Origin of the sequence: Streptomyces sp. D2-8, assembly GCF_023184515.1 — a bacterium.
GTDB lineage: Bacteria > Actinomycetota > Actinomycetes > Streptomycetales > Streptomycetaceae > Streptomyces.
On the sequence record NZ_JAAHBP010000007.1, the window covers coordinates 1 to 26,711 of the forward strand.

Annotated in this window: 21 protein-coding genes; 6 read left to right on the top strand and 15 right to left on the bottom strand. The window is 72.3% G+C overall.

Annotation, left to right across the window (positions count from 1 at the left end):
- Window positions 1–423: 423 nt before the first annotated feature.
- A complete protein-coding gene (locus G3I77_RS13705) occupies window positions 424–1,431 on the bottom strand; it encodes a stage II sporulation protein M (RefSeq protein ID WP_248503526.1) in 1,008 nt (335 codons plus the stop codon).
- Window positions 1,432–1,559: 128 nt separating this feature from the next.
- Here G3I77_RS13705 and G3I77_RS13710 point away from each other — a divergent pair, with 128 nt between their 5' ends.
- The gene (locus G3I77_RS13710; protein ID WP_248503527.1) at window positions 1,560–2,525 is read left to right on the top strand and encodes an RDD family protein; all 966 of its coding nucleotides are present in this window, start codon (window positions 1,560–1,562) and stop codon (window positions 2,523–2,525) included.
- Between the two features lie 40 nt (window positions 2,526–2,565).
- Here the strand turns inward: G3I77_RS13710 and G3I77_RS13715 are convergent, their stop codons facing one another.
- The 9 genes from G3I77_RS13715 to G3I77_RS13755 form a co-directional block, all read right to left on the bottom strand.
- Window positions 2,566–3,180 (bottom strand): hypothetical protein, encoded by a 615-nt coding sequence (locus G3I77_RS13715; protein ID WP_248503528.1) that lies wholly within the window; start codon window positions 3,178–3,180, stop codon window positions 2,566–2,568.
- A gap of 132 nt (window positions 3,181–3,312) precedes the next feature.
- Window positions 3,313–4,770 (bottom strand): adenosylhomocysteinase, encoded by a 1,458-nt coding sequence (gene ahcY / locus G3I77_RS13720; RefSeq protein ID WP_248503529.1) that lies wholly within the window; start codon window positions 4,768–4,770, stop codon window positions 3,313–3,315.
- Window positions 4,771–5,158: 388 nt separating this feature from the next.
- Complete coding sequence (locus G3I77_RS13725; RefSeq protein ID WP_248503530.1) at window positions 5,159–6,139, bottom strand: cation diffusion facilitator family transporter; 981 nt, start codon at window positions 6,137–6,139, stop codon at window positions 5,159–5,161.
- A gap of 150 nt (window positions 6,140–6,289) precedes the next feature.
- Window positions 6,290–7,441: a mannose-6-phosphate isomerase, class I gene (gene manA, locus G3I77_RS13730; protein ID WP_248503531.1), complete on the bottom strand. Its 1,152-nt coding sequence runs from the start codon at window positions 7,439–7,441 to the stop codon at window positions 6,290–6,292.
- Between the two features lie 55 nt (window positions 7,442–7,496).
- Window positions 7,497–8,624 (bottom strand): SIS domain-containing protein, encoded by a 1,128-nt coding sequence (locus G3I77_RS13735; RefSeq protein ID WP_248503532.1) that lies wholly within the window; start codon window positions 8,622–8,624, stop codon window positions 7,497–7,499.
- Window positions 8,625–8,736: 112 nt separating this feature from the next.
- Window positions 8,737–8,907 carry a Trm112 family protein gene (locus G3I77_RS13740; protein ID WP_248503533.1) on the bottom strand — a complete coding sequence of 57 codons (171 nt, stop codon included), beginning with the start codon at window positions 8,905–8,907 and terminating at the stop codon, window positions 8,737–8,739.
- Between the two features lie 70 nt (window positions 8,908–8,977).
- Window positions 8,978–10,342: a phosphomannomutase/phosphoglucomutase gene (locus G3I77_RS13745; protein ID WP_248503534.1), complete on the bottom strand. Its 1,365-nt coding sequence runs from the start codon at window positions 10,340–10,342 to the stop codon at window positions 8,978–8,980.
- A gap of 103 nt (window positions 10,343–10,445) precedes the next feature.
- Window positions 10,446–12,062: an L-lactate permease gene (locus tag G3I77_RS13750; protein ID WP_248504239.1), complete on the bottom strand. Its 1,617-nt coding sequence runs from the start codon at window positions 12,060–12,062 to the stop codon at window positions 10,446–10,448.
- 119 nt (window positions 12,063–12,181) lie between these two features.
- Window positions 12,182–12,604, bottom strand: a complete 423-nt coding sequence (locus G3I77_RS13755) for a DUF3499 domain-containing protein (protein ID WP_030844668.1) — start codon at window positions 12,602–12,604, stop codon at window positions 12,182–12,184.
- 294 nt (window positions 12,605–12,898) lie between these two features.
- On the opposite strand from G3I77_RS13755, the gene G3I77_RS13760 reads away from it, so the two are divergent.
- Window positions 12,899–13,354, top strand: a complete 456-nt coding sequence (locus G3I77_RS13760) for a metallopeptidase family protein (RefSeq protein WP_248503535.1) — start codon at window positions 12,899–12,901, stop codon at window positions 13,352–13,354.
- A gap of 21 nt (window positions 13,355–13,375) precedes the next feature.
- On the opposite strand, the gene G3I77_RS13765 is transcribed toward G3I77_RS13760, so the two are convergent.
- The 3 genes from G3I77_RS13765 to G3I77_RS13775 form a co-directional block, all read right to left on the bottom strand.
- Entirely contained in the window at window positions 13,376–14,908 is a 1,533-nt protein-coding gene (locus G3I77_RS13765) for a DUF5719 family protein (RefSeq protein WP_248503536.1), read from the bottom strand.
- Window positions 14,905–18,582 carry a glycosyltransferase family 2 protein gene (locus tag G3I77_RS13770; protein WP_248503537.1) on the bottom strand — a complete coding sequence of 1,226 codons (3,678 nt, stop codon included), beginning with the start codon at window positions 18,580–18,582 and terminating at the stop codon, window positions 14,905–14,907. Before G3I77_RS13770 ends, G3I77_RS13765 begins: the two co-directional genes overlap by 4 nt.
- Window positions 18,583–18,741: 159 nt before the next feature.
- Complete coding sequence (locus G3I77_RS13775; protein WP_010034659.1) at window positions 18,742–19,005, bottom strand: WhiB family transcriptional regulator; 264 nt, start codon at window positions 19,003–19,005, stop codon at window positions 18,742–18,744.
- 658 nt (window positions 19,006–19,663) lie between these two features.
- Between G3I77_RS13775 and G3I77_RS13780 the strand changes: the two genes are divergently transcribed.
- The 4 genes from G3I77_RS13780 to G3I77_RS13795 all read left to right on the top strand — a co-directional run bounded on the left by G3I77_RS13780 (window position 19,664) and on the right by G3I77_RS13795 (window position 23,653).
- Complete coding sequence (locus tag G3I77_RS13780; RefSeq protein WP_248503538.1) at window positions 19,664–20,170, top strand: cysteine dioxygenase family protein; 507 nt, start codon at window positions 19,664–19,666, stop codon at window positions 20,168–20,170.
- Between the two features lie 131 nt (window positions 20,171–20,301).
- On the top strand, window positions 20,302–21,261 hold the full coding sequence (gene cofD, locus G3I77_RS13785) for a 2-phospho-L-lactate transferase (RefSeq protein WP_248503539.1): 960 nt from the start codon (window positions 20,302–20,304) through the stop codon (window positions 21,259–21,261).
- A complete protein-coding gene (locus tag G3I77_RS13790; RefSeq protein WP_248503540.1) occupies window positions 21,258–22,589 on the top strand; it encodes a coenzyme F420-0:L-glutamate ligase in 1,332 nt (443 codons plus the stop codon). Before cofD ends, G3I77_RS13790 begins: the two co-directional genes overlap by 4 nt.
- A gap of 62 nt (window positions 22,590–22,651) precedes the next feature.
- The gene (locus G3I77_RS13795) at window positions 22,652–23,653 is read left to right on the top strand and encodes a DNA-3-methyladenine glycosylase (protein ID WP_248503541.1); all 1,002 of its coding nucleotides are present in this window, start codon (window positions 22,652–22,654) and stop codon (window positions 23,651–23,653) included.
- A 228-nt stretch (window positions 23,654–23,881) separates the two neighbouring features.
- Here the strand turns inward: G3I77_RS13795 and G3I77_RS13800 are convergent, their stop codons facing one another.
- Together G3I77_RS13800 and G3I77_RS13805 are read right to left on the bottom strand one after the other, a co-directional pair.
- Window positions 23,882–24,964 (bottom strand): NDP-sugar synthase, encoded by a 1,083-nt coding sequence (locus tag G3I77_RS13800; protein WP_248503542.1) that lies wholly within the window; start codon window positions 24,962–24,964, stop codon window positions 23,882–23,884.
- Between the two features lie 133 nt (window positions 24,965–25,097).
- Window positions 25,098–26,576, bottom strand: coding sequence for a peptidoglycan recognition protein (locus G3I77_RS13805; protein ID WP_248503543.1), 1,479 nt, complete (start codon window positions 26,574–26,576; stop codon window positions 25,098–25,100).
- Between the last annotated feature and the right edge of the window lie 135 nt (window positions 26,577–26,711).

A 26,711-nucleotide genomic window follows, 5' to 3' on the forward strand; every position in this document is an offset into this window, starting at 1 on the left:
GGCACGCTGTTGAGTTCTCAAGAAACGGTCGCTTCCTTTGTACTCACCCTCTCGGGCTTTCCTCCGGGCGCTTCCCTTCGGTCTTGCGTTTCCGACTCTATCAGATCTTTTCGATCCGATTTCCTCGGTGCTTTCCAGGTTCCCGCTTCCGCGTTTCCCTTTCCGGCGGTTCCGACTTTATCAGAAGTTTCGGGCCGGATTGACCGGCCGCTCGTTTCCGATTCATCGGGAGAGGCTTCACTGAAATCAGAGTTTCAAGAAGCAGATAGACGTTCACTCTCGCTGGTCCGGGACTAGAGCCCATCTCCAGACAACTGTTCAAATCTACCTCCCCACACTTGCCGTGTCAACGGCTCCTGTGGGGCGAAGAGGACACTAGCAGCTGAACGGTGGTGGTCGCACATCCGGCGGTCGTGGGGGCGATCAGGCGGCTGTGGGGACGGTCGCGCTGCGTTCCGCTGCCTCGACGTCACCGGTCTCTCCGGCACGGGCCGCCCTGCCGCCCAGGACGTAGACGTAGGCCAGGAAGGCCACTTCGGCGGCGACCCCGATGCTGATGCGGGCCCAGGTGGGGAGGCCGGACGGGGTGACGAAGCCTTCGATGGCGCCGGAGATGAAGAGGACGACGGCGAGGCCGATGGCCATGCCTATGGCGGCTCGGCCCTCTTCCGCGAGAGCCGTGCGCCGCGTACGGGGGCCCGGGTCGATGAGAGTCCAGCCCAGGCGCAGGCCGGTGCCGGCTGCGACGAAGACGGCGGTCAGTTCGAGGAGGCCGTGCGGGAGGATCAGGCCGAGGAACGTGTCGAGGCGACCGGCCGAGGACATCAGGCCCACGCCGATGCCGAGGTTGAGCATGTTCTGGAAGAGGATCCAGAGGACCGGGAGTCCGAGGAAGACCCCCAGGATGAGGCACAGGGCGGCGGCCCAGGCATTGTTCGTCCAGACCTGGGCGGCGAAGCTGGCGGCCGGGTGACTGGAGTAGTACGTCTCGTACTGGCCCCCGGGGCGGGTGAGCTCGCGCAGCTCGCTGGGCGCCGCGATCGAGCCTTGTACGTCGGGGTGGGTGCCGATCCACCAGCCCAGGAGGGCCGCGACGGCCGTGGACAGGAGCGCGGTGGGCACCCACCAGTGCCGTGACTTGTAGACGGCGGCGGGGAAGCCGTGGGCGAGGAAGCGCGTGACGTCCCGCCAGGAGGCGCGTCGGGTGCCCGTCACGGCATTACGCGCGCGTGCCACGAGTTGGCTGAGCCGGCCGGTCAGCTGCGGGTCGGGGGCGCTGGACTGGATCAGGGAGAGGTGCGTCGCGGTGCGCTGGTAGAGGGTGACGAGTTCGTCGGCTTCGGCGCCGTTGAGTCGGCGCTGGCGGCGGAGCAGGGCTTCAAGGCGGTCCCATTCCGCTCGGTGGGCGGAGACGAAGACGTCGAGGTCCATCGGTGTGCCTGCTCCTCGGCTGGTCGTCGGAGGCTCGTCGTGGATCAGCTTGTCGTACTGCGGCGCGATGCGCCCTCAGCTTGGCAGACTGGCCCTGTCGGGGGCAGGGCAGGGGAAGGACGGCGGGCGTGAGTGAGCTGGTGACGGGCGAGGCTGTGGCGTTGGAGCTGCGCCCAGCGAGGCTGCCCAGCAGGGCGCTGGCCGTGCTGCTCGATCTGGTGGCGGCCATGGCGGTCTACGTCGCGGTGACCATCGCGCTGGTCGCTTCCACGGCCTCCCTCGACGAGGCGGCGCAGACGGCGCTGTCGATCGCGACGTTCGTTCTCGTGCTGGTGGGCGGGCCGATCGCGGTGGAGACGCTCAGTCACGGGCGGTCGCTCGGGAAGATGGCGTGCGGGCTGCGTGTGGTGCGGGACGACGGAGGCCCGATCCGGTTCCGGCATGCGCTGGTGAGGGGCTTGATCGGCGTGATCGAGATCCTCATGACTTTCGGGGTCGTCGCCTGTATCGCCTCGTTCGTCTCGGCGCGGGGACGGCGGCTGGGGGATGTGTTCGCGGGGACGCTCGTCGTCCGGGAGCGGATCCCGGTCGCCCGGACCGGTTTTGTACCGCCTCCTCCGCCCTGGCTGGCAGGACGGTTCTCGGGGCTCGATCTGTCCGCGGTTCCGGACGGGCTGTGGCTCGCCGTCCGGCAGTACCTGACGCGCATGCAGCAGCTGGATCCGCAGGTGGGCTGGTCGATGGCGGAGCGGCTGGCGTCGGATCTGGCGGAGCGTACGGGGGCTCCGGTGCCGCAGGGTGTGCCGCCGGCGGCGTATCTGGCGGCGGTCGTGCAGGAACGGCAGGCGCGGGAAGCCCGGCGGGCTTTCGGGAGCGATGCGGCCCAGGCGGCCTCGTCGGCCGCGGCCCCGGTGGCAAACGGCCCTATCCCTACGGCCGAGGCTCAGGCGGTGGGCGGTGCCCCGGCTGCCTACGGGCCGCCGGCCGGGGCGCCCGGGGTGGCTCCCGAGCCGTCCGACGGAGGCCGGCCTGCGGAGTCGCCGGGGGTTTCGGCGGGTGAGCGGCCCGGCACCGGGTTCGTGCCGCCGGCGTAGTGGAGGGCGGGGCCGGGCCGGCCCCGGCACGGCTGCCTGCTCAGGTGAACACCGACGGCGGTGACTCCAGGTCCTCGAGCTCGATGCCGGGGGCCGCGAGCACCACGTCTCCGGCGATGTGCACGGTGTGCTGCTCGCCCGTGTCCAGGGCTGTGACCTGGTATTCGTCCACGGTCAGAGGGCCGTTGTCAGTGGCGTGTGCTTCGCTTTTCACCAAGGCCCAGGACTGGTCGACGGTGCGTGGGGCGAGGACCGGGTCCGTGAAGGCGACGAGGCGTACGCGGGTGGCGGCCGCGGAGGGGGTGAGGCGCAGGAGACGGGTGGTGGCGACGAGGAATGCCGGGGACGTGCCGGTGAAGGCGTGGGCGCGCACAGTGCCTTCGGTGGCCTCGGTCCCGGTGGGGTCGGTGCGGACCCAGGTGACGCCGTCGAGGGCGGCGCCGCGGACCTGCCAGGCGGCGGCGTGGAGTTCGAGGCGGATGGGGCGGCCGAGTGCGTCGAGGGTGAGGTCGACGGAGCCGTGGTGATCGCCCGAGGGGGTGGTCAGCTGGGATACGTAGCGCCAGCCGGAGGGGCCGGGGGCGCACTGGAAGTGTTCTTCTGCGAGGGGGGTGTGATCGTGCGGATCGTGGAGCGAATAGCGGCCGCGGGGCATGGGGGTCCTGGGTCCTGACGGGCTGGGCCGGTCGCTGGTCCGTCGAACGGGGCAGGCCCCCGGCACGGGGGTGCGGGGGCCTGCCTCGGAGATCTGACCGGCAGTGAACGACCGGCAGCGGTGCTGCTCGGCTCAGTAGCGGTAGTGGTCCGGCTTGAACGGGCCCTCGACCTGGACGCCGATGTACTCGGCCTGCTCGGGGCGCAGCGTCGTCAGCTTCACGCCGAGCGCGTCGAGGTGGAGGCGGGCGACCTTCTCGTCGAGGTGCTTGGGCAGCACGTAGACGCCCGTCGGGTACTCGTCGGGCTTGGTGAACAGCTCGATCTGGGCCAGGGTCTGGTCCGCGAAGGAGTTGGACATCACGAACGACGGGTGGCCGGTGGCGTTGCCCAGGTTCAGCAGGCGGCCCTCGGACAGGACGATGAGCACCTTGCCGTCGGGGAACGTCCAGGTGTGAACCTGGGGCTTGACCTCGTCCTTGACGATGCCGGGGATCTTGGCCAGGCCGGCCATGTCGATCTCGTTGTCGAAGTGGCCGATGTTGCCGACGATGGCCTGGTGCTTCATCTTGGCCATGTCCGAGGCCATGATGATGTCCTTGTTGCCGGTCGTGGTGATGAAGATGTCGGCCTTGTCGACGACCTCGTCGAGGGTCGTGACCTGGAAGCCGTCCATCGCGGCCTGGAGGGCGCAGATCGGGTCGATCTCGGTGACGATCACGCGGGCGCCCTGTCCGCGCAGAGACTCCGCGCAGCCCTTGCCCACGTCGCCGTAACCGAAGACGACCGCGGTCTTGCCGCCGATGAGGACGTCGGTGGCGCGGTTGATGCCGTCGATCAGCGAGTGGCGGCAGCCGTACTTGTTGTCGAACTTCGACTTGGTGACGGCGTCGTTGACGTTGATCGCCGGGAAGAGGAGGACGCCGTCGCGCTGCATCTCGTACAGGCGGTGGACGCCGGTCGTGGTCTCCTCGGTGACGCCGCGGATCTCCGAGGACAGCTGGGTCCACTTCTGGGGGTTCTCGCCCAGGGTGCGGGTCAGCAGTTCGAGGATGACGCGGTGCTCGTCGGACTCGGCGGTGTCGGGCGAGGGGACCTTGCCGTCCTTCTCGTACTCGACGCCCTTGTGGACGAGGAGGGTGGCGTCGCCGCCGTCGTCCAAGATCATGTTGGGGCCGCCGGTGGGGCTGTCCGGCCAGGTCAGCGCCTGCTCGGTGCACCACCAGTACTCGTCCAGGGTCTCGCCCTTCCAGGCGAAGACCGGGACGCCCTGGGGGTTGTCCACGGTGCCCTGGGGGCCGACGGCGATGGCGGCGGCCGCGTGGTCCTGGGTGGAGAAGATGTTGCAGGAGGCCCAGCGGACCTGCGCGCCGAGGGCGACCAGGGTCTCGATGAGCACGGCGGTCTGCACGGTCATGTGCAGGGAGCCGGTGACACGGGCGCCGGCCAGGGGCTGCGCCTCGGCGTACTCCTTGCGGATCGCCATCAGGCCCGGCATCTCGTGCTCGGCGAGGGTGATCTCCTTGCGGCCGAACTCGGCCAGGGAGAGGTCGGCGACCTTGAAGTCCTGTCGGTTGTCGACAGTCGTCATTGCGAGCTGCTCCTCGGGGTTGGGGCGAGGTGGGTACGGCTGATCTGCGCGGCGGCGGACACAGGGGTGCCCGAAAGAGGACACAGGCATGCCCGCGTACGCGCAGCGCAGTCCGTCGGAGGCCCTCTCTCCCTCGGCCGGTCCGCGGTGGGACCGCCCGACCGCCATCAGCAGCGACGTCTGGCTCCGTCCCAAGCTACACCGGGGGCGGGGGCGATCCCCAGTCCGCCGGGAAACACATCGAGCCGATCATGTGACGGATCGGAGGACGGGACAGGCGGCCGAGAGTGCCGGGGCCTGGGCCGGGGCCAGGCCGGTGCGGGGCCGGGGAAGCCGGACGGGGCCCGCCGAGTGGTTCGGCGGGCCCCGTGGGCCGGAGAGGAAGGGGTCAGTGGTCGGTGGGCTCGAGGGCCGGGCCGCCCGGGGAGGCCTCGGGGTCGGAGCCCTTGGCGGCTTCCTTCTCGCTGTAGACGTCCGGCTCGAGGTAGATCACGCGGGCGATCGGGACGGCGTCGCGGATGCGGGCCTCGGCGGCGTCGATGGCGGCAGCGATCTCGGAGGCCGTGTCGTCGTGCTGGACTGCGATCTTGGCTGCGACGAGGAGTTCCTCGGGGCCGAGGTGGAGCGTGCGCATGTGGATGATGCGGGTGACGGTGTCGCCGTCGACGAGGGCGGTCTCGATCTTCTGGGTCTCCTCGACGCCGGCGGACTCTCCGAGCAGCAGCGACTTGGTCTCGGCGGCGAGGACCAGGGCGATCAGGATGAGCAGGATGCCGATGCAGAGGGTGCCGATGCCGTCCCAGACGCTGTCGCCGGTGAGCAGGGCGAGGCCGACGCCGCCGAGCGCGAGGATCAGACCGACGAGGGCGCCGAGGTCCTCCAGGAGGACGACCGGGAGTTCGGGGGCCTTGGCGTGGCGGACGAACTCCTTCCAGGAGCGCTTGCCCCGCAGGACGTTGGACTCCTTGATGGCCGTGCGGAAGGAGAAGGTCTCGGCGATGATCGCGAAGACGAGGACGCCGACCGGCCAGTACCAGTTCGTCAGCTCGTGCGGGTGCTTGATCTTCTCGTAGCCCTCGTAGAGGGCGAACATGCCGCCGACCGAGAAGAGGACGATGGAGACGAGGAAGGCGTAGATGTAGCGCTCGCGGCCGTAGCCGAAGGGGTGTTGCGGGGTGGCCTCGCGCTTGGCCTTCTTGCCGCCGAGCAGGAGCAGCGCCTGGTTGCCGGAGTCGGCGAGCGAGTGGACGGACTCGGCGAGCATCGACGACGAGCCGCTGAAGAGGAACGCCACGAACTTCGCTACCGCGATCGCGAGGTTGGCGACCAGTGCCGCCACGATCGCCTTGGTGCCGCCTGACGCGCTCATATGTCCGCGTTGTCCCTTCGTACGCCGTTCCAGGGCCGGGATGCCGCCTTGGTGCGGCGCCCGTGGCTTTGCCCGTGCTTGACGGTGGGCCATTGTTGCAGCCCGCTCGGGCCGCGGTGCTTCAGGTCAACAGCACGGGGTGCATCGCGGTCAGGCGACGACGGTGGCCCGGAAGAGCGTTCCCGTTCCGGACACTTCGGCCTTTTCGCCGGCCGGGACGAAGACGGACCCGCCCGGGGCCAGGTCGTGTTCGCCGGCCCGGACGGTGCCGGCCGTGCAGAGCAGGATCTGCGGGGTCGGGCGGGTGAGGTCGTGGGCGGCGCCCGCCTCGGCGAGGACGTAGCGGGAGAGGCGGAACTCGTCGATGGGGGTCTCGTAGACCTCCTCGCCGTCCGGGGAGGCCTCGGGGCGCAGGACGCCGGGGTCGCTGGGAAGGAAGCGGACGATGCGCAGGAGTTCGGGGACGTCGACGTGCTTGGGGGTCAGGCCGCAGCGCAGGACGTTGTCGGAGTTGGCCATGATCTCCACGCCGAGGCCGTCGAGGTAGGCGTGCGGGATGCCGGCGCCGAGGTACAGGGCCTCGCCGGGCTGGAGCCGCACGTGGTTCAGCAGCATCGCGGCGATGACGCCGGGGTCGCCCGGGTAGTGGTGGGCGATGTCGGCGTAGGGGGCGTAGGCGCCGCCGAGGCGGGTGCAGGCGGTCGCCGCCTCCGCGACCGTGCGGGACATCTCGTCGGGGTCGGCGGTGAGGATCGCCGTGAGGACCTCGCGCAGGGCGGCGTCCTCGGGGTGGGCGTGCAGCAGGTCGACGTAGGGCTTGAGGGAGTCGACCCCGAGGTCGTCGAGCAGGGCCGCGGCCTCCAGCGGGTCGCGGAAGCCGCACAGGCCGTCGAACTCGGTGAGGGCGCAGATCAGTTCGGGCTTGTGGTTGGCGTCCTTGTAGTTGCGGTGCGGGGCGTCCACGGGGATGCCGCGGCGCTCCTCGTCCGCGTAGCCCTCCTTCGCCTGCGCGAGGTCGGGGTGGACCTGGAGGGAGAGGGGGGCCCCGGCGGCGAGGAGCTTGAGGAGGAAGGGCAGCCGGGGGCCGAACTTGGCGACGGCGGCGGGTCCGAGTTCCTTCTCGGGGTCGGCGTCGACGACCTCGACGAGCGTGCCCCGGGCGGTGCGCGAGGGTGCGCCCGGGTGGGCGCCCATCCACATCTCCGCCTGCGGCTCGCCGGTCGGTTCGACGCCGAGCAGCTGCGGGATGGCGGTCGGGGAACCCCAGGCGTAGGGGCGGATGGTGTTGTCGAGGCGGTCCATGCGGTTCTCTCTGGGTGTGCGGGGGTGCGGGCGCGTCAGGGTGTCCCGGGCAAGATCAGGCCCTCGAGGCGAGCGCCAGGTAAACCGCGGCGAAATCCGTGATGGCGATCAGTTCCGCGAGGGTCTCCAGTTCGCCGCCCTCCTCCGGTTCCAGTTCGCTGATCGGTGTGTCGTGGCTGAGGGCGAGGTCGCGGGCGCCGGGGGCGGCGGTGAGGCCGCCGATCGGGCGGTCGCGGAGCAGCACCACGCGCGCGTGCAGGGCGGGTGCTTCCTCGACGCGGTCGCGGAAGAAGTCGTCGGGGTCGGCGCTGGCGGCCAGCGGGCCGGCGAGGAGGGCGCTGTGGGCGGCGAGGGCCTCGGGGAGTTCGGCGACGACCGCGGGGGTGCCGGACAGTTCGGCGAGGGCGGCGGCGAAGCGGCGGCCGGCCGGGCCGGCCGAGGTGCCCTCGGTCCAGACGATCGGGAGCGCGTCGGCGAGTTCGGCGGCCAGGGTCTTGGCGGCGTTGCTGTAGGTGGCGATGGCCGGGCCGCAGCGTTCGGCGACGCGGTCGAGGCGGTCGGCGACCTTGCCAAGGGCGTCCGGCGGGGCGGCGAGCACGCCCGTGCGGTCCAGGAGCGCGAGCAGCGGGGTGAGCAGGGCCCACAGGACGCCGGGGGCGGACGCGGCGAGGGGCTCGTCCTGGTCGTACGGGGCGGTCGCCATGGGCACGAACAGGCCGTGCGAGCCCTGGACGGCGTCGGCGAGCGGGGTACGGGCGGGGGCCACGGCGACGACGGTGCAGCCCCGGCGGTAGGCCTGCTCGGCGAGGAGGGACAGGCCGGGTTCGGTGCCGTCCGGGGTGGTGATCAGCAGGAGGTCGACGGAGCCGACCCAGCCGGGCAGTTCCCAGCGCAGGGCGCCCGCGGCGGGGGCGACGCCGGTGGGGGCGAGGCGGGTGACCGGACTGCCGGCACCGGCGAGCGTGCCGATGAAGTCGGCGGCGTGGGTGGCCGCGGCACCCGGGCCGGCGATGAGCACCGCGCGGGGACGGCCGTCCGGCTTGAGGTCGTTGACGCCCGCCTCGGCGGCATGGCGGGCGGCCGTGCGGACGCGGGCGCCGGCTTCTGCGGCGCCGCGGAGCAGGCCGCGGTGGTCGGCCTCGGCGAGGCCCTCCGGGGAGTCGAGCAGCGATTCGTCGAGCATGGGCGGCAGCTTCCCATCGCCGGGGTCCGTTATGAGGGTGTCCTGGATCGTGCCCGCTGTGCCGGGGGCTATGTGCACCGAAGTGTCACGCGGGTGCCTGAGCCCCCGCCGGTCACGCGGGGCGGCGGGCCTCGTCGACGAGCAGGACGGGGATGCCGTCGCGGACGGGGTAGGCCAGGCCGCAGCTGGTGTCGGTGCAGATCAGTTCGCTGTCCTGCTCCGTGAGGGGGGAGTGGCAGGCAGGGCAGGCGAGGATCTCGAGGAGGCCGGATTCCAGGGGCATAGGGGTTTCCTCCGAGGTGCGGGCGCTTGGGGTCGTGCCTGGTCAGGTTACCGCCGGTGGGGGTGGGGCCTCAGCCCCTGATGATCCCCAGCACCTCGTCCCGCACCCGGGCCATGGTCGCGGCGTCCCTCGCCTCGGCGTTCAGGCGCAGCAGCGGTTCCGTGTTGGACGGGCGGACGTTGAACCACCAGTCGGCGGAGGAGACCGTGAGGCCGTCGAGCTCGTCGAGGGTGATGCCCTCGCGGGCGCCGTACGCGGAGCGGATCGCGGTGAGGCTGGCCTGCTGGTCGGCGACCGTGGAGTTGATCTCCCCGGAGCCGGCGTAGCGGTCGTACTGGGCCACGAGGGAGGAGAGGGGGCCGTCCTGGCCGCCCAGGGCCGCCAGGACATGGAGGGCGGCCAGCATGCCCGTGTCGGCGTTCCAGAAGTCGCGGAAGTAGTAGTGCGCGGAGTGCTCGCCGCCGAAGATCGCGCCGGTGCGGGCCATCTCGGCCTTGATGAAGGAGTGGCCCACGCGGGTGCGGACCGGGCTGCCGCCGTTCTCCTCGACGACCTCGGGGACCGACCAGGACGTGATCAGGTTGTGGATGATCGTGCCCTTGCCGCCGTGCCGGGCCAGTTCACGGGAGGCGACCAGGGCGGTGATCGCCGACGGGGAGACCGGCTCGCCGCGCTCGTCGACCACGAAGCAGCGGTCTGCGTCGCCGTCGAAGGCGAGGCCCAGGTCGGCGCCCTCGTCGCGGACCCGCTTCTGCAGGTCGACGAGGTTGGCCGGGTCCAGGGGGTTGGCCTCGTGGTTCGGGAAGGTGCCGTCGAGCTCGAAATACATCGGGACCAGCGTCAGGGGCAGGCCGGCGAAGACCTCGGGGACCGTGTGCCCGCCCATGCCGTTGCCCGCGTCGACGACAACCTTCAGGGGGCGGATGGAGGTCAGGTCGACCAGGGAGCGCAGATGTGCCGCGTAGTCCGACAACGTGTCACGGCCTGTGATGGTGCCCGCCTTCGCGGCCGGCTCCGGGGCGCCCGACTCGCTCCAGCCCTCCACCAGTTCGCGGATCTCCGTGAGGCCGGTGTCCTGGCCGACCGGGGCGGCGCCCGAGCGGCACATCTTGATGCCGTTGTACTGCGCCGGGTTGTGGGAGGCGGTGAACATGGCGCCCGGCAGGTTCAGCGCGCCCGAGGCGTAGTAAAGCTGATCCGTCGAGCAGAGGCCGATCTCCGTCACGTCCGCGCCCAGCGCGGCCGCCCCGCGCGCGAAGGCCCGCGACAGGCCCGGTGAGGAGGGCCGCATGTCGTGCCCGGTCGCGATGGCGCTCGCGCCGGTGACCTGCACGAAGGCCGCCCCGAAGAGCTCGGCCAGGGACTCGTCCCACTGGTCGGGGACGACCCCGCGTACGTCGTACGCCTTCACGACCTGCGACAGATCAGCAGCCACGGCCAACCTTCCTGAAAAAGTACTGTCGGTCCGCCCAAACTACCCCTGCCCACCGACAGCGCGCTGGGCGGACGCCCGGAGGACTCCCTGCCGTAGCCTCAGGTCAGGGCAGCATCCAGCCCAGGACCGGGGTGCTCTGGCCCACCACGATCAGGCACATCACCAGCAGCAGGCCCAGGCTCCACGGCAGCACCTTGCGCAGCAAGTCGCCCTCGCGGCCCGCCAGTCCGACGGCCGCGCAGGCGATGGTGAGGTTCTGCGGGGAGATCATCTTGCCGAGGACGCCGCCGGAGCTGTTGGCGGCGGCCAGGAGCTCGGGCGAGAGTCCGGACTCGCGGGCGGCGGTCACCTGGAGGGCGCCGAAGAGGGCGTTGGCGGAGGTGTCCGAGCCGGACACGGCGACGCCGAACCAGCCGAGGACGGGCGACAGGAACGCGAGCCCGGCTCCGGCCGCCGCCACGAAGTGGCCGATGGTCGCCGCCTGCCCGGAGAGGTTCATGACGTACGCGAGGGCGAGGACGGACGTCACGGTCAGGATCGCGAAGCGCAGTTCGTGTACGGTCGCGAGCCATTCCCGGACCGCCACGCGCGCGTGGACGCCGATGACGACGGCCGTGCAGATCCCGGCGAGCAGGACGAGGGTGCCGCCGGTCGACACGACGGGCCAGCTGAAGACGTTGCCGCCGACCGGTTCGCCGTCGGGTCCCGCGACGTCCAGGAAGGGCCAGTCGTAGGTCTGGGTGGTCCTGGCGAGCCGGTCCTTGACGGCCGGGATCTGCGCGACGGAGAAGATCACGACGATCAGCGCGTAGGGGGCGTACGCGCGCAGGACCTCGCGGGGCGGGTCCTCCTCGTCCAGTTCCTCACTGCGGGCGCCGGTCAGCACGGAGGCCCGTACGGACTCGGCGGCGGGCACGCGCGCGTGCGGTACGGCGAGCAAGGCGCCCGCGCCGGCCAGGGCGGCGCCGATGTCGGCGAGTTGGGCGGAGACGTGGTTGGAGGCGGCGAACTGGGCGACGGCGAAGGCGACTCCGCACGCCAGGGCGGGTACCCAGGTCTCGCGCAGGCCGCGTCGGCCGTCCACGAGCCAGACCAGCACGAGGGGCACCACGAGGGCCAGCAGCGGTGTCTGACGGCCCACCACGGACGCCACGGAGTCCAGGGGCAGTCCGGTCACCTGGGCGAGCGTGACGACCGGTGTGCCCATCGCTCCGAAGGCGACGGGCGCGGTGTTGGCGACCAGGGCGACGACGGCGGCGCGCACCGGCTCGAAGCCCAGGGCGACCAGCATGACCGCGCTGATCGCGACGGGCGCCCCGAAGCCGGCGAGCGCCTCCAGCAGCGCTCCGAAGCAGAAGGCGATGACGAGCGCCTGGATGCGCGGATCCTCGGACAGCCGCCCGAAGGACCGGCGCAGGATGTCGAAGTGCCGGGTGCGGACGGTCATCCGGTACACCCACAGGGCGTTGACGACGATCCACAGGATGGGGAAGAGACCGAAGGCGGCGCCCTGGGCGCCGCTGGAGAGAGTCTGGCCGAGCGGCATGCCGTAGGCGAGCCAGGCGACGAGGACGGCGGCGAGGAGGCCGGTCAGGCCCGCCAGGTGCGCCTTCATGCGGACGCCGCCGAGCAGGACCAGGACGATCACCAGGGGCAGGGCCGCCACCAGGGCGGACAGGCCGAGTGAGCCGGCGACGGGTTCCAGCTCCTGGACGTACACGGGCGCCTCCCCGGTTTCCGTCATGCGAAAGCGATTTCTCGCTGCCTCACCACGGAATGGTCATGTCCGCGCCAAGCGCGCATCAATGGGTGGGCGTGTGGAGAAACCGAGGGGTGCGGTCAGTTGTCGGGCGAGCGCAGGACCCGCAGGTGTCCGCGCCGCGCGACCTCTCTCGGATCGGCCCCGCGGCCTCCGCCGCCGGCCCCGGCCGCCCGCTCCTGGGGACGGGCCGCCTCGCGCACGGCGTTCGCAAGCGCTTCCAGGTCGTCGCCGCTGGGGCGGGCCGGGGCCGAACCGTCGAGGAGCCGGACGACCTCCCAGCCGCGCGGCGCGGTGAGGCGCTCGGAGTGCTCGGCGCACAGGTCGTAGCAGTGGGGTTCGGCGTAGGTGGCGAGCGGGCCGAGGACCGCGGTCGAGTCGGCGTAGACGTACGTCAGCGTCGCGACGGCGGGACGGCCGCAGGCGGTGCGCGAACAGCGACGTACAGGGCTCACGACGTTGGACGGTACCGCACTCTTGAGCGGGCCGCGACGACTCTCCACCAGGTCACTCCCCCGTGTCGTGTTGTGAAACGCCCCACACACCCCTTTGGCCACACCTTGCTGACCTGCCAGGACATCGACGTCCAAGGTGTCGAACGACCTCGCAAGCGGTCAAGAGTCGTCACAAAACCCTCAATTGCCGCGAGGTCGCCGGTCTCAACGGGATACGGATTTGAGCCCAACCTTGGCTTGAATGGTCATGTAACGACATGCCGCGCGGCGCGGCCGGAACCCGTCCGTGCCGCCGTGCGGTGCCGGGCACTGGGACGCGGCGGGGACTACCCTTCACCAGTGATGGACAAGCCCGTAACGCCCCGTGCCGCCGCCCCCGGGCCCCGCCGTCGTGATCGCCACGGACGGGGCATGCGCGGCCCGATCGCACCGCCGCAGGTGCCGCTCGCCGCGAGCCGCGCGGAGGCGTTCGCCGATCTGGTGCAGGACTCCGTGGAGCGCCTGGAGCGGCGGTGGCCGCAGCTCGCCGACATCGACTTCCTGGTCCTCGAGGTGCCGCGGCTCGACGGGCCCGGCCAGGCCTGGAACGACGAGGCGGTTCCGCTCGGCGGCACGATCAGCGCGCGCGACGGCCGCCCCGCGCGTGTGGTCGTCTACCGGCGACCGGTCGAGATCCGCACCAAGGGGCGCGACGAGCGGGCGGCGCTGGTGCACGAGGTCGTCGTCGAGCAGGTCGCCGAGATCCTCGGACTGACGCCCGAGACGGTGGACCCGCGGTACGGCGAGGACCAGGGCTGAGACCGGCGCCGGCCGGCGGACCTACTTCTGGAGCACCGACAGGTCCTCGTCCGCCTCGGGTACGGCCACCGTCCCCCGGTCGTCCGGCAGGGTCTGCACGGTGAAGGCGGGGATGCCGCCCTCGCTCGCCGCCAGGGTGCGGGCCCCGTAGACCGGGCCGCCGGAGACCGGCTCGACGGTCAGCGCGTAGGTGCCCTTCAGGCCTCCGGGGGCCGGGGGCTCGATGTCCTGGGTCGTGCCGGCCTTGATCGTGTACGTCTTCGACACCGGTGTGCCGCCCTCGCTGCCGGCCGACGCGGTGACCTTGACCGTGGCGGCGGCGCCGGGCGCCGTCAGGGACAGGGTGCTGCCCTTGCCGCTGTTGTCCGCGGACGTCGCGCGCGTGCCGACGGGGCGCGTGGCCGGGATGAACGCCGTCTCCTGCTTGTCGCCCTTGCCGCGGACGACCCGCACGGCCGCCACGACCGGCACGGACCGGTCCGTCGGGGTCAGCACCAGGGAGCCGGCCTCGCCGCGGGTGACGTCGCCCAGGTCGACGGCGGTCGTCATACCGCCCTTGACGTGCACCGTCTCGTGCCCGGCCGGGGTGATCAGCCCGGAGGGGGAGGCGAGGCGCACCTTCAGGTCCGCGTCGGCGTCGCCGGGGGTGAAGGCGACCAGGCGCACGGAGGTGGCGTCCTTGGGGATGCCGGGCAGGACCAGGCTGCCCGACGGGTCCGTGGACGCGGCCAGCCAGTCGCCGCCGAGCTTGTCGTCCAGGGCCTGCACGGCGGCGCCGACGCGTCCGCTGCGGACGTTGACGTGCACGGTGAGGTTGGTCTGCCGCGCGTCGCTGAGGGTGGACAGCAGGACCGGCTCGCTGGAGTGCGGCTGGACCGTGATGCCCTCCCCGACCGCGGACTTCAGGGTGCCGTCCTTGCCGTAGAGCTCGATGTCGACCACGGCGGCCGAATCGTCGGGGTTCGTCAGGTGGACGTAGTCGGTGCGGTCGGCTTCCGTGCTGGCTCCGGGGAACCAGAAGTCGGTGTCCGGAGCGGTGCAGTTGACGCCCTGCAGGCCGCGCCCGGTGCCCGCGGCGACCTCGGTCGTCTCCTGGACGGTCCAGCCGGGCGCGAACCTGCCGTCCGCGGTCCCGACGAGCGCGGGTGCGTCGCCGCCGGAGCTGTCGCCGGTGACCGGCTTCCCGGGCTCCTTGGGAGTCAGCACGGGTTTGGCGGACTTGTCCTTGCCGGACTTCCCGTCGTCCTTGCCCCTGTCCTTGTCCTTGCCGCCGGCCGAGTCGTCCGCCGACTCCTCGGTGGCCGCCTGGAGTTCGGCCTTGCCGCCGCTCTCGGTGCCCTTGGTGACGGGCGTGAAGGAGGTGTAGGACGTCTCGGCGAGGTCGGACGTGCTGGGCGCCGGGCACAGCAGGCTCGTGCGCTCCACGGGCAGTTGGGCGGCCGCCTTGGCGGCGGTGTCCGTGCCCTTGGCGTCCGGGGCGGACAGCGCGGCGAAGCCGGTGACGGCGGCCAGCGCGGTCGTGCCGGCGATCAGGGACAGGGTGGTGCGGTTCACTGCTGGCTCCCGTCGGGACGCTCACTGCCCGTGCCGTGGGGGTGGTGCTGCTGCGCCGGGTCGTACGGCGTGCCGTAGCCCTGCTGGTACGCCTGGTCGTAGCCCTGTTGGTCGTGCTGGTCGTACGAGGGAGGCTGGCCCTGGCCGCCGTAGGCGTACGGGTCGTACTGGCCGCCCTGGTACGGGTCCGCCTGGTACTGCTGCCCGTAGGCGTCCGCCGGGTACTGGGCGTTCTGGTACTGGTCGCCGTAGCCCGCGTACTCGCCGCCCTGGTAGGCGGCGTTGTCCCACTCACCGTAGTTCTGCTGCTGGGGCACGGCCGCCGGCGGCTGGTCCGGCTGCGGGGGCTGCGGGGGCGGGAACTCCTCGGGCCCGGTGGCCTCTTCGGCCTCGGCCTCCGCCTGGGCGCGCAGGCGGCGGGCGCGGCGGCCCTCGCCGGCGACGGCCTGGGCCGGGACGGCCGGCTCCTCGGGGAGGTCGTCGTCGATGTCGCGGCGCCGGCCGGGCAGGGCGAGCACCACGAGGACGACGGCGAGGAGGCCCTGGGCCCACAGCCAGGCCGTGTGGCCGATCGGGTCGTCGTAGGTGACGTCCAGCCTGCCGCCGGTGGCGGGGAGTTCGAAGCCCTGGGCCCAGCCGTCGACCGTGGTGCGGGGCAGCGGCTTGCCGTCGAGTGTGGCGGACCAGCCGTCGGAGGCGGTGTCGGCCAGGCGCAGCACGCGTCCGCCGGCACCGGCCGGGATCGTGGTGTGGATGTCGACGGGCCCGGCGGCGACGGGCTTCGGGGTGCCGGAGCCGGAGGCGGGGACGATGGTGGCGCGTGCGACCTCCTGGTCGATCTGCCACAGCGCGCCGTCGTCCTGCTGGCTGAGCCGGGTCAGGCCGGGCGTGGCGTCCAGGACGCGGGTGACGTCTCGGGGAGCGCCCTGGTGGACGAGGACGTAGCGCACGGCGAAGCCACCGAGCTGGTCGGCCTGGTCGGCGCCGGAGCCGGCGACGAGGTTGGCGACGACCTTGTCGAGCCTGCCGTTCTCGCCGTCGGCCGCGGCGATCTCGCCGTCGCCGAGGCGGGCGCCGGAGCCGCGGACCAGCACGTATCCGACGTGGGAGCCGGAGTCGCTGTCGAGGACGAGGGTGCGGGCCTGGTCGCTGCTCCCGCTCTCCTCGGCGACGAACGCCGGGACCTGGGTCGGGTCGCGCCGCTCCACGGGGCCGTCGGCGCCGCGGATCATCCAGCCCGCGGCGACGAGCAGCGGGCCCGCGGCCGAGGCGAAGGCGATCAGCACGGCGACCGGCTGGCGCCAGCCGAAGCTCTGCTCGGCGACACGCGCGCGTGCCCCGTCGGCGCCGAGCGCGGCGGCCGCCAGGAGGGCGATGCCGTAGACGAGGGTCGCCGGGCCGGCCCAGGTGGAGCTGTTGGACAGGACCGCGAAGACGAAGCCGACCAGGGCGACCGCCCAGGCCGTCCAGATGCCCGACTGGCGTTCCGAGCGCACCAGGGCGGCGAGCGCGGCCAGCACGATGCCGATGAGCATGAGGCCGCTGACGGTGCCGGGGCCGCCCGGGCTGGCGCCGAGCAGGTCGACGGCGGAGGCGGCCGAGGGGCCGTACGCGAGACCGGCCTCCTGGAAGAAGCCGAACGGAAGCAGCGTCAGCGACCAGGGGGCGAGGAGCAGCAGGGGCGTGCCGAGCTGGGCCAGGAACCGCAGCCCGTAGGCCGTGATGTCGGACCGGCGCAGCACCAGCAGCCCGACGCCGAGGAGCAGCGCGATGGGCCACACGATCGGCGTGAAGGCGGTGGTGATGGTCAGCAGCAGCGCGTACGCCCAGGTGGCGCGCCAGCTGCCGCGGGTTCCGGCGGAGTTCGTCAGGCCGCCGGCCGCGACGCCCGCGCGCGCGATGAGCGGCAGCAGCGCGGCCAGGACGGCGGTGCCGATGCGGCCGCCAGCGAGGGCGCCGGTGGCGGCGGGCAGGAAGGCGTAGACGACGGCCGCCCAGGCGCGCAGCAGCCGGGACTCGACGAGCGGGCGGGAGGCGAAGTAGGCGGTGACACCGGCCAGCGGCACCGAGCAGACGAGCAGGACCGTGACGGCGAGGCCGGTCGAGCCGAACAGCAGGGACGCCAGCATGGCCACGAGCGCGAGGTACGGCGGCGCGGACGAGGTGCCGCCGGCGCCGACCGGGTGCCAGGCGTCCAGGTAGCGCGACCACAGCTCGGCGGAGTCGGCCGGGGCGGGCAGCAGGGCGCCGCCCGCGAGCGCGCCGCCGCCGAGGAGCTGGCGGCAGGCGACCAGGGAGACGAGCAGCAGCACCAGGAAGAGCACCGGGCCGGGCTTGCGCGCGATGCGCTTGAGCCGGGCGAACTGCTCGATCTCCAGGAAGTCGGCGTCGTCGCCGCCGGGGCCCGATTCGACGGCGGAGCCGTGCCGTCCGGCGCCGGACGCGACCTCGGGGTCGGAGCGGCCGACGAGGCTGCTCGCGACCTGCTCGACGGTGACGCGGACGGTCGCGCCGGGCGGCGGGAAGAGGGACCGCAGCTCGTCCTTGTCGATCCGGGGTGCGCCTCTGCCGCGCCGTCCGGCGAGGATCCGCTCGGGCCTGAGCAGCGTGCCCATCAGACCGCGGATCTCGTCGACGGCCTGTCCGGGTACCTTGCCGACGAGGTAGGCCACGGTGCGCAGCAGGGTGCCGAGCACGATCCGCAGCATCACCCAGGGGAGTACGGCCGTACGCGAGTTGACGAGCAGGGTGTAGACGGCGCCGGCCTTGTCGACCTTGTGCGGGGAGGCCGCCGTACGGCCCACGCAGTCGACCGTGCGGCGCTCGCGGCTGGACGCCTCGGCATGCCGGACGACCGCCTCGGGGGCGACCAGGACGCGGTAGCCGGCCGCGTGCGCGCGCCAGCACAGGTCGACGTCGTCGCGCATGAGGGGCAGGTGGCGGTCGAATCCACCGAGCTGCTCGAAGACGTCGCGGCGGACGAGCATGCCCGCGGTGGACACTGACAGCACGGTCCTGACGTGGTCGTGCTGCCCCTGGTCCTGCTCGCGGCGGTCCAGGCCGGTCCAGCGGCGCCCGGAGTTGGCGATGGAGACGCCGACCTCCAGCAGCTGCCGCCGGTCGTACCAGCCGCGGAGCTTGGGGCCGACGACGGCCACGTCCTCGCGGCCCAGCTCGTACTCGTTGTCCACGACCCGCAGCAGCTGGGCCAGGGCGTCCGGGTCCGGGGCGCAGTCGTCGTGCAGCAGCCACAGCCACTGCACCGGCTCGCCGTGCGGGAGCTCGGGCAGGTCGTAGGCGTCGTCGCGCCACGAGCGCGTGACCGGGTCCCAGCCGCTGGGGCGCTTCAGGTACGGCAGCTCGTCCGGGGTGAGGACCGGGGCGGTGCGGCCGCACTCCTCGACGGCCTGGCCGAAGCCGGTGCGGCGGGCGAGGTGCAGCACGCGGTCGGCGCCGAGGGCGTCGGTGACCAGCTGGGCGGAGGTGTCCGCGCTGCCGGTGTCGGCCCCCATCGCGTACTGGACGGGCCGCTCCTGGCCGAGCAGCCCGGCGAGCGCGTCGGGCAGCCAGCGGGCGCCGTCGTGGGAGACGAGGACCGCGGTCACCACATGACGCGGGAACTCAGGTGTGGCAGCGGTGTCGTGATGAGCTGCCGGGTGGCTGTGCACGGACATCGAGGTACGGGCCCCGGTTCGGTGGACTGCGGTGGACGCCTGCGCCCGGTGGGGGCGGGGTCGTCTCGGACGAGCGACCACACTATCGGCTGCGCAGCAAGGCGGCCCGCCGCCTGTGGATAACCCACGGGTGACGGGCCGTTCGCGAAGAGGGGTCGGTCAGACGGCCGCTTTCTTCAGCCGGCGGCGCTCCCGCTCGGACAGGCCGCCCCAGATGCCGAATCGCTCGTCGTTGGCGAGGGCGTACTCGAGGCACTCGGAGCGGACCTCACAGGCGAGGCAGACCTTCTTGGCCTCCCTGGTCGAGCCGCCCTTCTCGGGGAAGAAGGACTCGGGGTCGGTCTGGGCGCACAGCGCGCGCTCCTGCCAGCCGAGTTCCTCGTCCGCGTCGTCGACCAGCAGTTGCTGCACCGTCTCGGTCATGTGCGCCCCTCGTCTGTCTTTCGCGTCCCCGTGATCTAGCCGTTACCGATTCCGGCTGAACGACACGAGTGAAATTACAAGTGTGCTGCTCCGGGCGAGTCAAGCCGAGATCTGCTATTGAGCCCCTTATTCACTCTGCGGAACCAAGCCCATGCGGAAAGTGTTCAAATCACCATAAAACCTGACACACGGATGGAGCCCGCGAGGGCTCACACCTTCCGCCGGACCCCTTGCGGACCTGTACGGAGGAGGACGCCCGGGAGTTCGATCTCGTTCCGACACGCACATCGAAGCGAAACGGATCACAGTCGGATCACGAGTACGCAACGGGGTTTGTGCGCCCGGTTGGACGCCATGTGTCCCGGGCGGGCCATGAACAAACCTTTCATCTGAGCGATCGACCGGATGAGGTGAACCACATCCCACATACCGGGTGTCGAGTTGACAGCGGAGGTGTGAGCCGGTGTCCTTGTGGGCATGCTCGCGAACTTGGCGCTCACCTCGACCCGCACCGCCGGGTCCCACGGTGCTGCCCGCGCTCGCTGTCGCTGTTGCTGTTCCAGCTGTTGAGCCACACCCGCTCCAGCTGAAGGCCGAGCCACCCGTATCTCGGCTCCTGTTCCCTCTGACCTTCTTTCACTGAGGAACCACGCACCCCATGAACAGCGACAGCGACCTCCAGATCGCCGGCGACATCCTCGAAGTCACGCACCTCCTCCAGACCCCGCGCGAGCACCCGGCCACCGTCGCCGAGTTCGTCGGACTCGCCCGCTCCCTCGCCGAGGACCGCTCCCAGTGGGAGCACCTCGTCCGCTACGACGCGGCCAGCCGGTGGTACCACCGGCTGCGCACCGGCCCGGGCTACGAGGTGTGGCTGCTGTCCTGGGTGCCCGGGCAGGGCAGCGGGCTGCACGACCACGGCCGCTCCTCCGGTGTGCTGACCGTGCTGGACGGCACGCTGACCGAGCGCACGGAGCGGGGCACGCGCGCGCTGGGCGCGGGCGCGCAGCGCGTTTTCGCGCCGGGGTACGTGCACGAGGTCGTGAACGACGCGCTGGAGCCGGCGGTGAGCCTGCACGTCTACTACCCCGGCCTCACCGAGATGCCGATGCACACGGCCCCGCACTGCGAGGCCCGAAGCACACCGGGTGTCGTGACCGCCTGACCGGTTGCCGTGGCCGCCGACCGGTTGTCATGGGCGCCGACCGGTTGTCGGAGGCGCCTGCAAGACTGTCCCGCCCGTCGCCCGACCACCACCCCTCAACGAGTCAGCCTGGCGGCTGACACACTGTTTCAATGCGCATTGTGGTTCTGGCAGGCGGCATCGGCGGTGCCCGGTTCCTGCGTGGTCTGAAGCGGGCTGTTCCGGACGCGGACATCACGGTCATCGGCAACACCGGGGACGACATCCACCTCTTCGGGCTGAAGGTCTGCCCGGACCTCGACACGGTGATGTACACGCTCGGCGGCGGCATCAACGAGGAGCAGGGCTGGGGTCGCGCCGACGAGACCTTCCACCTCAAGGAGGAACTCGCGGCGTACGGCGTCGGGCCCGAGTGGTTCGGCCTCGGCGACCGGGACTTCGCCACGCACATCGTGCGGACGCAGATGATCGGCGCCGGATACCCGCTGAGCGCGGTGACGGAGGCGCTGTGCGACCGCTGGAAGCCGGGCGTGCGGCTCATCCCCATGTCCGACGACCGCATCGAGACTCATGTGGCCGTCGAGATCGACGGCGAGACCAAGGCGATCCACTTCCAGGAGTACTGGGTGCGGCTGCGCGCCTCGGTGCCCGCCCGGGCGGTCGTGCCGGTGGGTGCCGACCAGGCGAAGCCCGCGCCGGGCGTCCTGGAGGCCATCGCCGAGGCGGACGTGATCCTCTTCCCGCCGTCCAACCCGGTCGTGTCGATCGGCACGATCCTCGCCGTGCCGGGCGTCCGGGAGGCGATCGCCGAAGCCGGGGTGCCGGTCATCGGCCTTTCCCCCATCGTCGGTGACGCACCCGTGCGGGGCATGGCCGACAAGGTGCTCGCCGCCGTGGGCGTCGAGTCGACCGCCACGGCGGTGGCCGAGCACTACGGCTCCGGCCTGCTGGACGGCTGGCTCGTCGACTCGGTGGACGCGGGCGCGGTGGAGCAGGTCGAGGCGGCCGGGATCCGCTGCCGGGCCGTGCCGCTGATGATGAGCGACGCCGACGCGACCGCGCGGATGGCCCAGGAGGCGCTGGCGCTGGCCGAGGAGGTGCGGGGGGCGTGAGCGGCGAGGTCACCGGCGCGGAGCCGGGTGCCGCCGGGTACCGGGTGTGGGCCCTGGGCGGGCTGCCCGAGGTCACGGCCGGGGACGACCTGGCGAAGCTGATCGCGGCCGCCGAGCCCGGTCTGGCCGACGGGGACGTGCTGCTCGTCACCTCGAAGATCATGTCCAAGGCGGAGGGCCGGATCGTCCGGGCCGCCGACCGGGAGGCCGCGATCGACGCGGAGACCGTCCGGGTGGTGGCCCGGCGCGGCGCCCTGCGGATCGTCGAGAACAAGCAGGGGCTCGTCATGGCCGCGGCCGGGGTCGACGCGTCCAACACCCCGTCCGGGACCGTGCTGTTGCTGCCCGAGGACCCGGACGCCTCCGCCCGCGCCCTCCGCGACGGACTGCGCGACGCCCTCGGCGTCGACGTCGGGGTCGTGGTCACCGACACGTTCGGGCGGCCCTGGCGCTCCGGGCTCACGGACGTCGCGATCGGCGCCGCCGGAGTGCGCGTGCTCGACGATCTGCGCGACGGCACGGACGCGTACGGCAATCCGCTCAGCGCCACCGTCGTCGCCACGGCCGACGAACTCGCCGCCGCCGGCGACCTGGTCAAGGGCAAGGCCGCTGGACTGCCGGTCGCCGTGGTGCGCGGGCTCCCGCACCTGGTCGCGGAGGGCGACGACGGCGAGGGAGCGCGGGCCATGGTCCGCGGCGCACGCGACGACATGTTCCGCCTCGGCACCTCGGAGGCGATACGGCTGGCCGTGACCCAGCGGCGTACGGTCCGCACCTTCACGGACGAGCCCGTCGACGCGGATGCCGTACGGCGGGCCGTGGCCGCGGCCGTGACGGCGCCGGCCCCGCACCACACGACACCGTGGCGGTTCGTCCTCCTGGAGTCGGGGGAGTCGCGGACCCGCCTGCTCGACGCCATGCGGGACGCGTGGATCGCCGACCTGCGGCGGGACGGCAAGACGGAGGAGTCCATCGCCAAGCGGGTCCGGCGCGGGGACGTCCTGCGCAACGCGCCCTACCTCGTCGTCCCCTGCCTGGTCATGGACGGATCGCACACGTACGGCGACCCGCGGCGGGACGGTGCCGAGCGGGAGATGTTCGTGGTCGCCGCCGGTGCCGGCGTGCAGAACTTCCTGGTCTCGCTGGCCGCGGAGCGGCTGGGGTCGGCATGGGTGTCGTCGACGATGTTCTGCCGGGACGTGGTGCGCGAGGTGCTGGATCTGCCCGCGGACTGGGACCCGATGGGGGCGGTGGCGGTCGGGCATCCGGCGGCGGAACCACGGCCGCGGCCCGAGCGGGACGCGGGGACGTTCATCGAGGTGCGGTGACAGGTGCCGGGCGGCGCCTACGCTCGTAGGGCTGCTCCTCACGGATTCCAGGGACGTCATTCATGGCAGGACGGTTCGCTCCGCGACCCCCGCGTACGAGAGTGCGCGGTGGGCATGTCGCCGTGCCCGGAGGGGTTCCGCGGCAGGCGGCGGGGCCGGGCCGGGTGCGGGAGTGGGTGCCGGACGGGCCGCTGGATCTCGGGCTGGTGCTCGGGCCGTTGCGGCGCGGGCCCGGCGATCCGACGTTCCGGGCGACACCGGACGGGTCCGTCTGGCGCACCAGTCTCACTCCGGCAGGATCCGGGACGCTGCGGGTGTGCGCGTACGGCGGTGGGGTGCGCGGGGAGGCCTGGGGGCCCGGGGCGGAGTGGCTGCTGGAGCGGTTGCCGGAGTTGCTCGGGGCCGCGGACGATCCGTCGGCGTTCGTGCCGCGGCACCGGCTGCTGGCGTCGGCCCGGCATCGGCGGCCGGGTTTGCGGCTGACGCGGAGCGGGCTCGTGCTGGAGTCGCTGATTCCGTCGATCCTGGAGCAGAAGGTCACGACCGATGAGGCGTATCGGGCGTGGCGGCTGCTGGTACGGAAGTTCGGGGAACCGGCGCCGGGGCCCGCGCCCGAGCGGATGTATGTGATGCCGGCTCCCCGGACGTGGGCGTTGATTCCGTCGTGGGAGTGGCATCGGGCCGGGGTCGACAACAAGCGGGCGTCGACGATTCTGCGTGCGGTACGGGTCGCTGCGCGGCTGGAGCAGGCGGTGGGGATGGAGCCCGGGGCGGCTCGGGCGCGGCTGGAGGTCGTTCCGGGGGTCGGGCCGTGGACCTCTGCGGAGACGGTGCAGCGCAGTCATGGGGCTGCGGACGAGGTGACGGTGGGGGATCTGCATCTGCCCGGGATCGTGGGGTGGGCGCTGGCCGGGGACCGGGATGCGGATGATGCGGTGATGCTGGAGCTGCTCGAGCCGTATGCCGGGCAGCGGCATCGGGCGGCTCGGTTGATTCTGCTGAGCGGGAGGGTGCCGGCGCGCAGGGCGCCGAAGATGCCGCGGTGGGATATCGGGCAGTTGTGAGCCGTTGGGTTCGGGTGCTCGGCGGTGGTGCCGGCGGCGGGGCGTTGCGCAGCCCGGCGGAGCGGGGTGCCGCTGCGCCCACCCGTGCCGCCGCCCGCAGCCAGGCGGGCCAGGGGGTCCGCACCCAGGCGGGACGGGGACCGCGTCCCGGGCGGGACAGGGCGTCCGCAGCTGGGCGGGGCGCGGCCCCCGTTGCCGGGCGGGCGCCGCTCCCTCCGCTCCGGCGTCCTACTGATCCGACGAGAAGCGGACCGCTCCTGCTGGGATGCGGGCGTCGCACCATATGCGGGCGCCCTCCAGGAGTTCGTTGTCGGGGCCGATCACCGCGCCGTCGCCTATGACCGTGCCCGTGAGGACCGAGCGTTGGCCGACGCGGGCCCGGGTGCCGATCAGGGAATCGGTGATGACCGCGCCCGGTTCGATGACCGCGCCGGGCAGGATCGTGCTGCCGAAGATCCGCGCGCCCTCCGCGACGAACGCGCCCTCTCCCACCACCGTGCCGCCCGCCAGCTTCGCGTCGGACGCGACCTGAGCCGTGGGCAGGACCAGGCGGTCGCCGCAGCGGCCGGGCACGGCGGGCGACGGGGCCCGGCCGAGGACCAGGTCCGCCGAGCCCCGGACGAAGGCCGCCGGGGTGCCCAGGTCCAGCCAGTAGGTCGAGTCGACCATGCCCTGGAGGTGCGCGCCGGCCGAGAGGAGACCGGGGAAGGTCTCCCGTTCCACCGACACCGGCCTGCCCAGCGGGATCGAGTCGATGACCGAGCGGCGGAAGACGTACGCCCCCGCGTTGATCTGGTCGGTGACGATCTCCTCGGGGGTCTGCGGCTTCTCCAGGAACGCCAGGACCCTGCCCGTCTCGTCCGTGGGGACCAGGCCGTAGGCGCGCGGGTCCGTGACCTTCGTGAGGTGCAGGGAGACGTCCGCGCCCGTCGTCTCGTGGGTGTCCACCAGGGCCCGGATGTCCAGGCCCGTCAGGATGTCGCCGTTGAAGATCAGGATCGGGTCGTCGGGCCCGGAGTGCAGCCGTGAGGCCACGTTGCGGATGGCACCGCCCGTGCCGAGCGGCTCCTCCTCCGTGACGTACTCGAGGTGGAGTCCGAGCGCGGAGCCGTCGCCGAAGTACGGCTCGAAGACCTCGGCCAGATAGGACGTGGCCAGGACGATGTGCTCGACACCCGCGGCTCTCGCTCTCGCCAGCTGGTGCGTGAGGAAGGGCACCCCGGCCGCCGGGACCATGGGCTTGGGCGTGTGCACCGTGAGCGGGCGCAGCCGGGTGCCCTTGCCGCCGACCAGGAGGATCGCTTCTGTCACGTGTCGTCTCTGCTTCCTGCCGGGACCGGCCGAACTGTCTTTCGGCCGGTCAGTGTATGCAGACCGTTCCGTGGCGCCTTCGTTGGCCGTGCGGCATTCCGCCCCCTGCCCCCCGTCGGCGGTGAACGTGTGCTCAGCGGCCCTGGTAGCGGGCCGCCGTGGAGCGGGCCGAGCCGAGCTTTCCGTAGAGCTTGCGTCCCGGGCACTCCGTGATGAAGCCGTCCCGGTGACCCGAGATCCGGTTCAGTCGCACCTTCTTACCCTTGCGGTGGAGATTGCTGCCAGCCGACTTCAGGTATGTCTTCCCCTTCGGATTCACCCGGTACAGCCCCAGCTTCCACGCGGTCAGCCGGGCGACGGCCTTGACAGCGGACTTCGACGGCTTCGTGGCACCGTACGACCCGAGGACGGCGATCCCCATGCTGTTGCTGTTGAAACCAAGCGTGTGCGCGCCGAGGACCGGTTTCGCCACGCCCCCGGCGCGGCCCTCGTAGATCTTTCCGCACTTGTCGATGAGGAAGTTGTAGCCGATGTCCCGCCAACCCATGCTCTTGACGTGGTAGCGGTAGATACCGCGGATGAGTGACGGGACCTGCGAGCAGCGGTAGTTGTTGCCGCTGGCCGTGTGGTGCACGAAGGCCGCCTTGATCTTCTTCGTGTACTTGAAACCGCTCTCCCGCAACCCCTCGTTCGCACCCCAGCCGCGCCGCGTGACGATACCCGGGCGCGGGCCGATGTACGGCTTGGCCTGTCGCTGCTGCTCCGTCAGCCCGCCCGCGTCGAGGGCGAGGTACTCCTGCTCGGTCTCGGCGCGGCTCATTGCCGCGATCTCGGTGGCGCCGAGCGGGGCGAGGTCGGCGTTGACGGCTGCGGCTTCGGCGAGGGCGGAGGCCTCGGTGAGTGCGGCGGCCTCGGCGTTCAGGCCACCGGTGCGGGGGCCGTCCGCGGCGGCGCCGGGGAGCGCGTCGTCGTCCTCGCCGGGGTCGACGAGTTCGAGGCGCAGGCCCGAGGGCAGCGGGGGCGCGGCCGACAGGTTGCGGGTGCCCGAGGTGTGCTCGGCGGAGTCGGACTCGGACTCCGACTCGGAACGGACGCGGAGTTCCACGCCGTCGGAGTCGCCCACCCACAGCGGGGCCGTGGCACCGCGGACGCGGCCCGAGGCTCGCTCGGAGGTGTCCCGGTCGGCGGCGTGGTCGGCGTTGTGGGTCTCCACGTCCTGCCAGCCCGACCAGGTGCCGGTGCCGGCGGCGCGGGTGCGGACCTGGACGCGTCCGCGCAGTTCGGCCTCGGGGTCGTCCCAGACGACACCGACGAGGGAGAAGTGGCGTACGGCTCGGCGGGGCAACCCCTGCTCGGCGGAGGGGGTGGCGCGGTCGCGGGTGAGGGGTTCGAGGGGGAGGGACTGGGTGCTGCCGGCGGCGAACGGTTCGGTCGCACGCCGGTCGGTCGGGGTGGCGGCCGGGGTCCCCGCGCGGGGCACGGATCTCGCCGTCGTGGCGACTTCCGTGGCCGGCACCGGGCTCGCCGTCGCCGCGGAGGCGGGAGGGGTGAGGGGAAGGGCCAGAGCGGCCGCACAGGTGACACCGATCGAGGAAGCAAGGAATCCACGCATGCCCCTGATCTTGGGCATAGTCATACAAGTCTGTCTATTTGGGATTTGACGGACTGTCGGTCGGGCTCGGCCGAACCGGTGGCGGATTCGCGGCGGTGCCGTGGCCCGGCCGTTGGGCGGAGGGTGGTGCGCCGC

Coding starts and splice junctions, on each gene's coding strand:
- G3I77_RS13740 (WP_248503533.1), bottom strand. CDS start 8,907: ATGCCCCTGGAATCCGGCCTCCTCGAGATCCTCGCCTGCCCTGCCTGC.
- manA (WP_248503531.1), bottom strand. CDS start 7,441: ATGGACCGCCTCGACAACACCATCCGCCCCTACGCCTGGGGTTCCCCG.
- G3I77_RS13760 (WP_248503535.1), top strand. CDS start 12,899: ATGGACAAGCCCGTAACGCCCCGTGCCGCCGCCCCCGGGCCCCGCCGT.
- G3I77_RS13780 (WP_248503538.1), top strand. CDS start 19,664: ATGAACAGCGACAGCGACCTCCAGATCGCCGGCGACATCCTCGAAGTC.
- G3I77_RS13795 (WP_248503541.1), top strand. CDS start 22,652: ATGGCAGGACGGTTCGCTCCGCGACCCCCGCGTACGAGAGTGCGCGGT.
- G3I77_RS13725 (WP_248503530.1), bottom strand. CDS start 6,139: ATGAGCGCGTCAGGCGGCACCAAGGCGATCGTGGCGGCACTGGTCGCC.
- G3I77_RS13715 (WP_248503528.1), bottom strand. CDS start 3,180: ATGCCCCGCGGCCGCTATTCGCTCCACGATCCGCACGATCACACCCCC.
- G3I77_RS13805 (WP_248503543.1), bottom strand. CDS start 26,576: ATGCGTGGATTCCTTGCTTCCTCGATCGGTGTCACCTGTGCGGCCGCT.
- G3I77_RS13775 (WP_010034659.1), bottom strand. CDS start 19,005: ATGACCGAGACGGTGCAGCAACTGCTGGTCGACGACGCGGACGAGGAA.
- G3I77_RS13770 (WP_248503537.1), bottom strand. CDS start 18,582: ATGTCCGTGCACAGCCACCCGGCAGCTCATCACGACACCGCTGCCACA.
- cofD (WP_248503539.1), top strand. CDS start 20,302: ATGCGCATTGTGGTTCTGGCAGGCGGCATCGGCGGTGCCCGGTTCCTG.
- ahcY (WP_248503529.1), bottom strand. CDS start 4,770: ATGACGACTGTCGACAACCGACAGGACTTCAAGGTCGCCGACCTCTCC.
- G3I77_RS13735 (WP_248503532.1), bottom strand. CDS start 8,624: ATGCTCGACGAATCGCTGCTCGACTCCCCGGAGGGCCTCGCCGAGGCC.
- G3I77_RS13705 (WP_248503526.1), bottom strand. CDS start 1,431: ATGGACCTCGACGTCTTCGTCTCCGCCCACCGAGCGGAATGGGACCGC.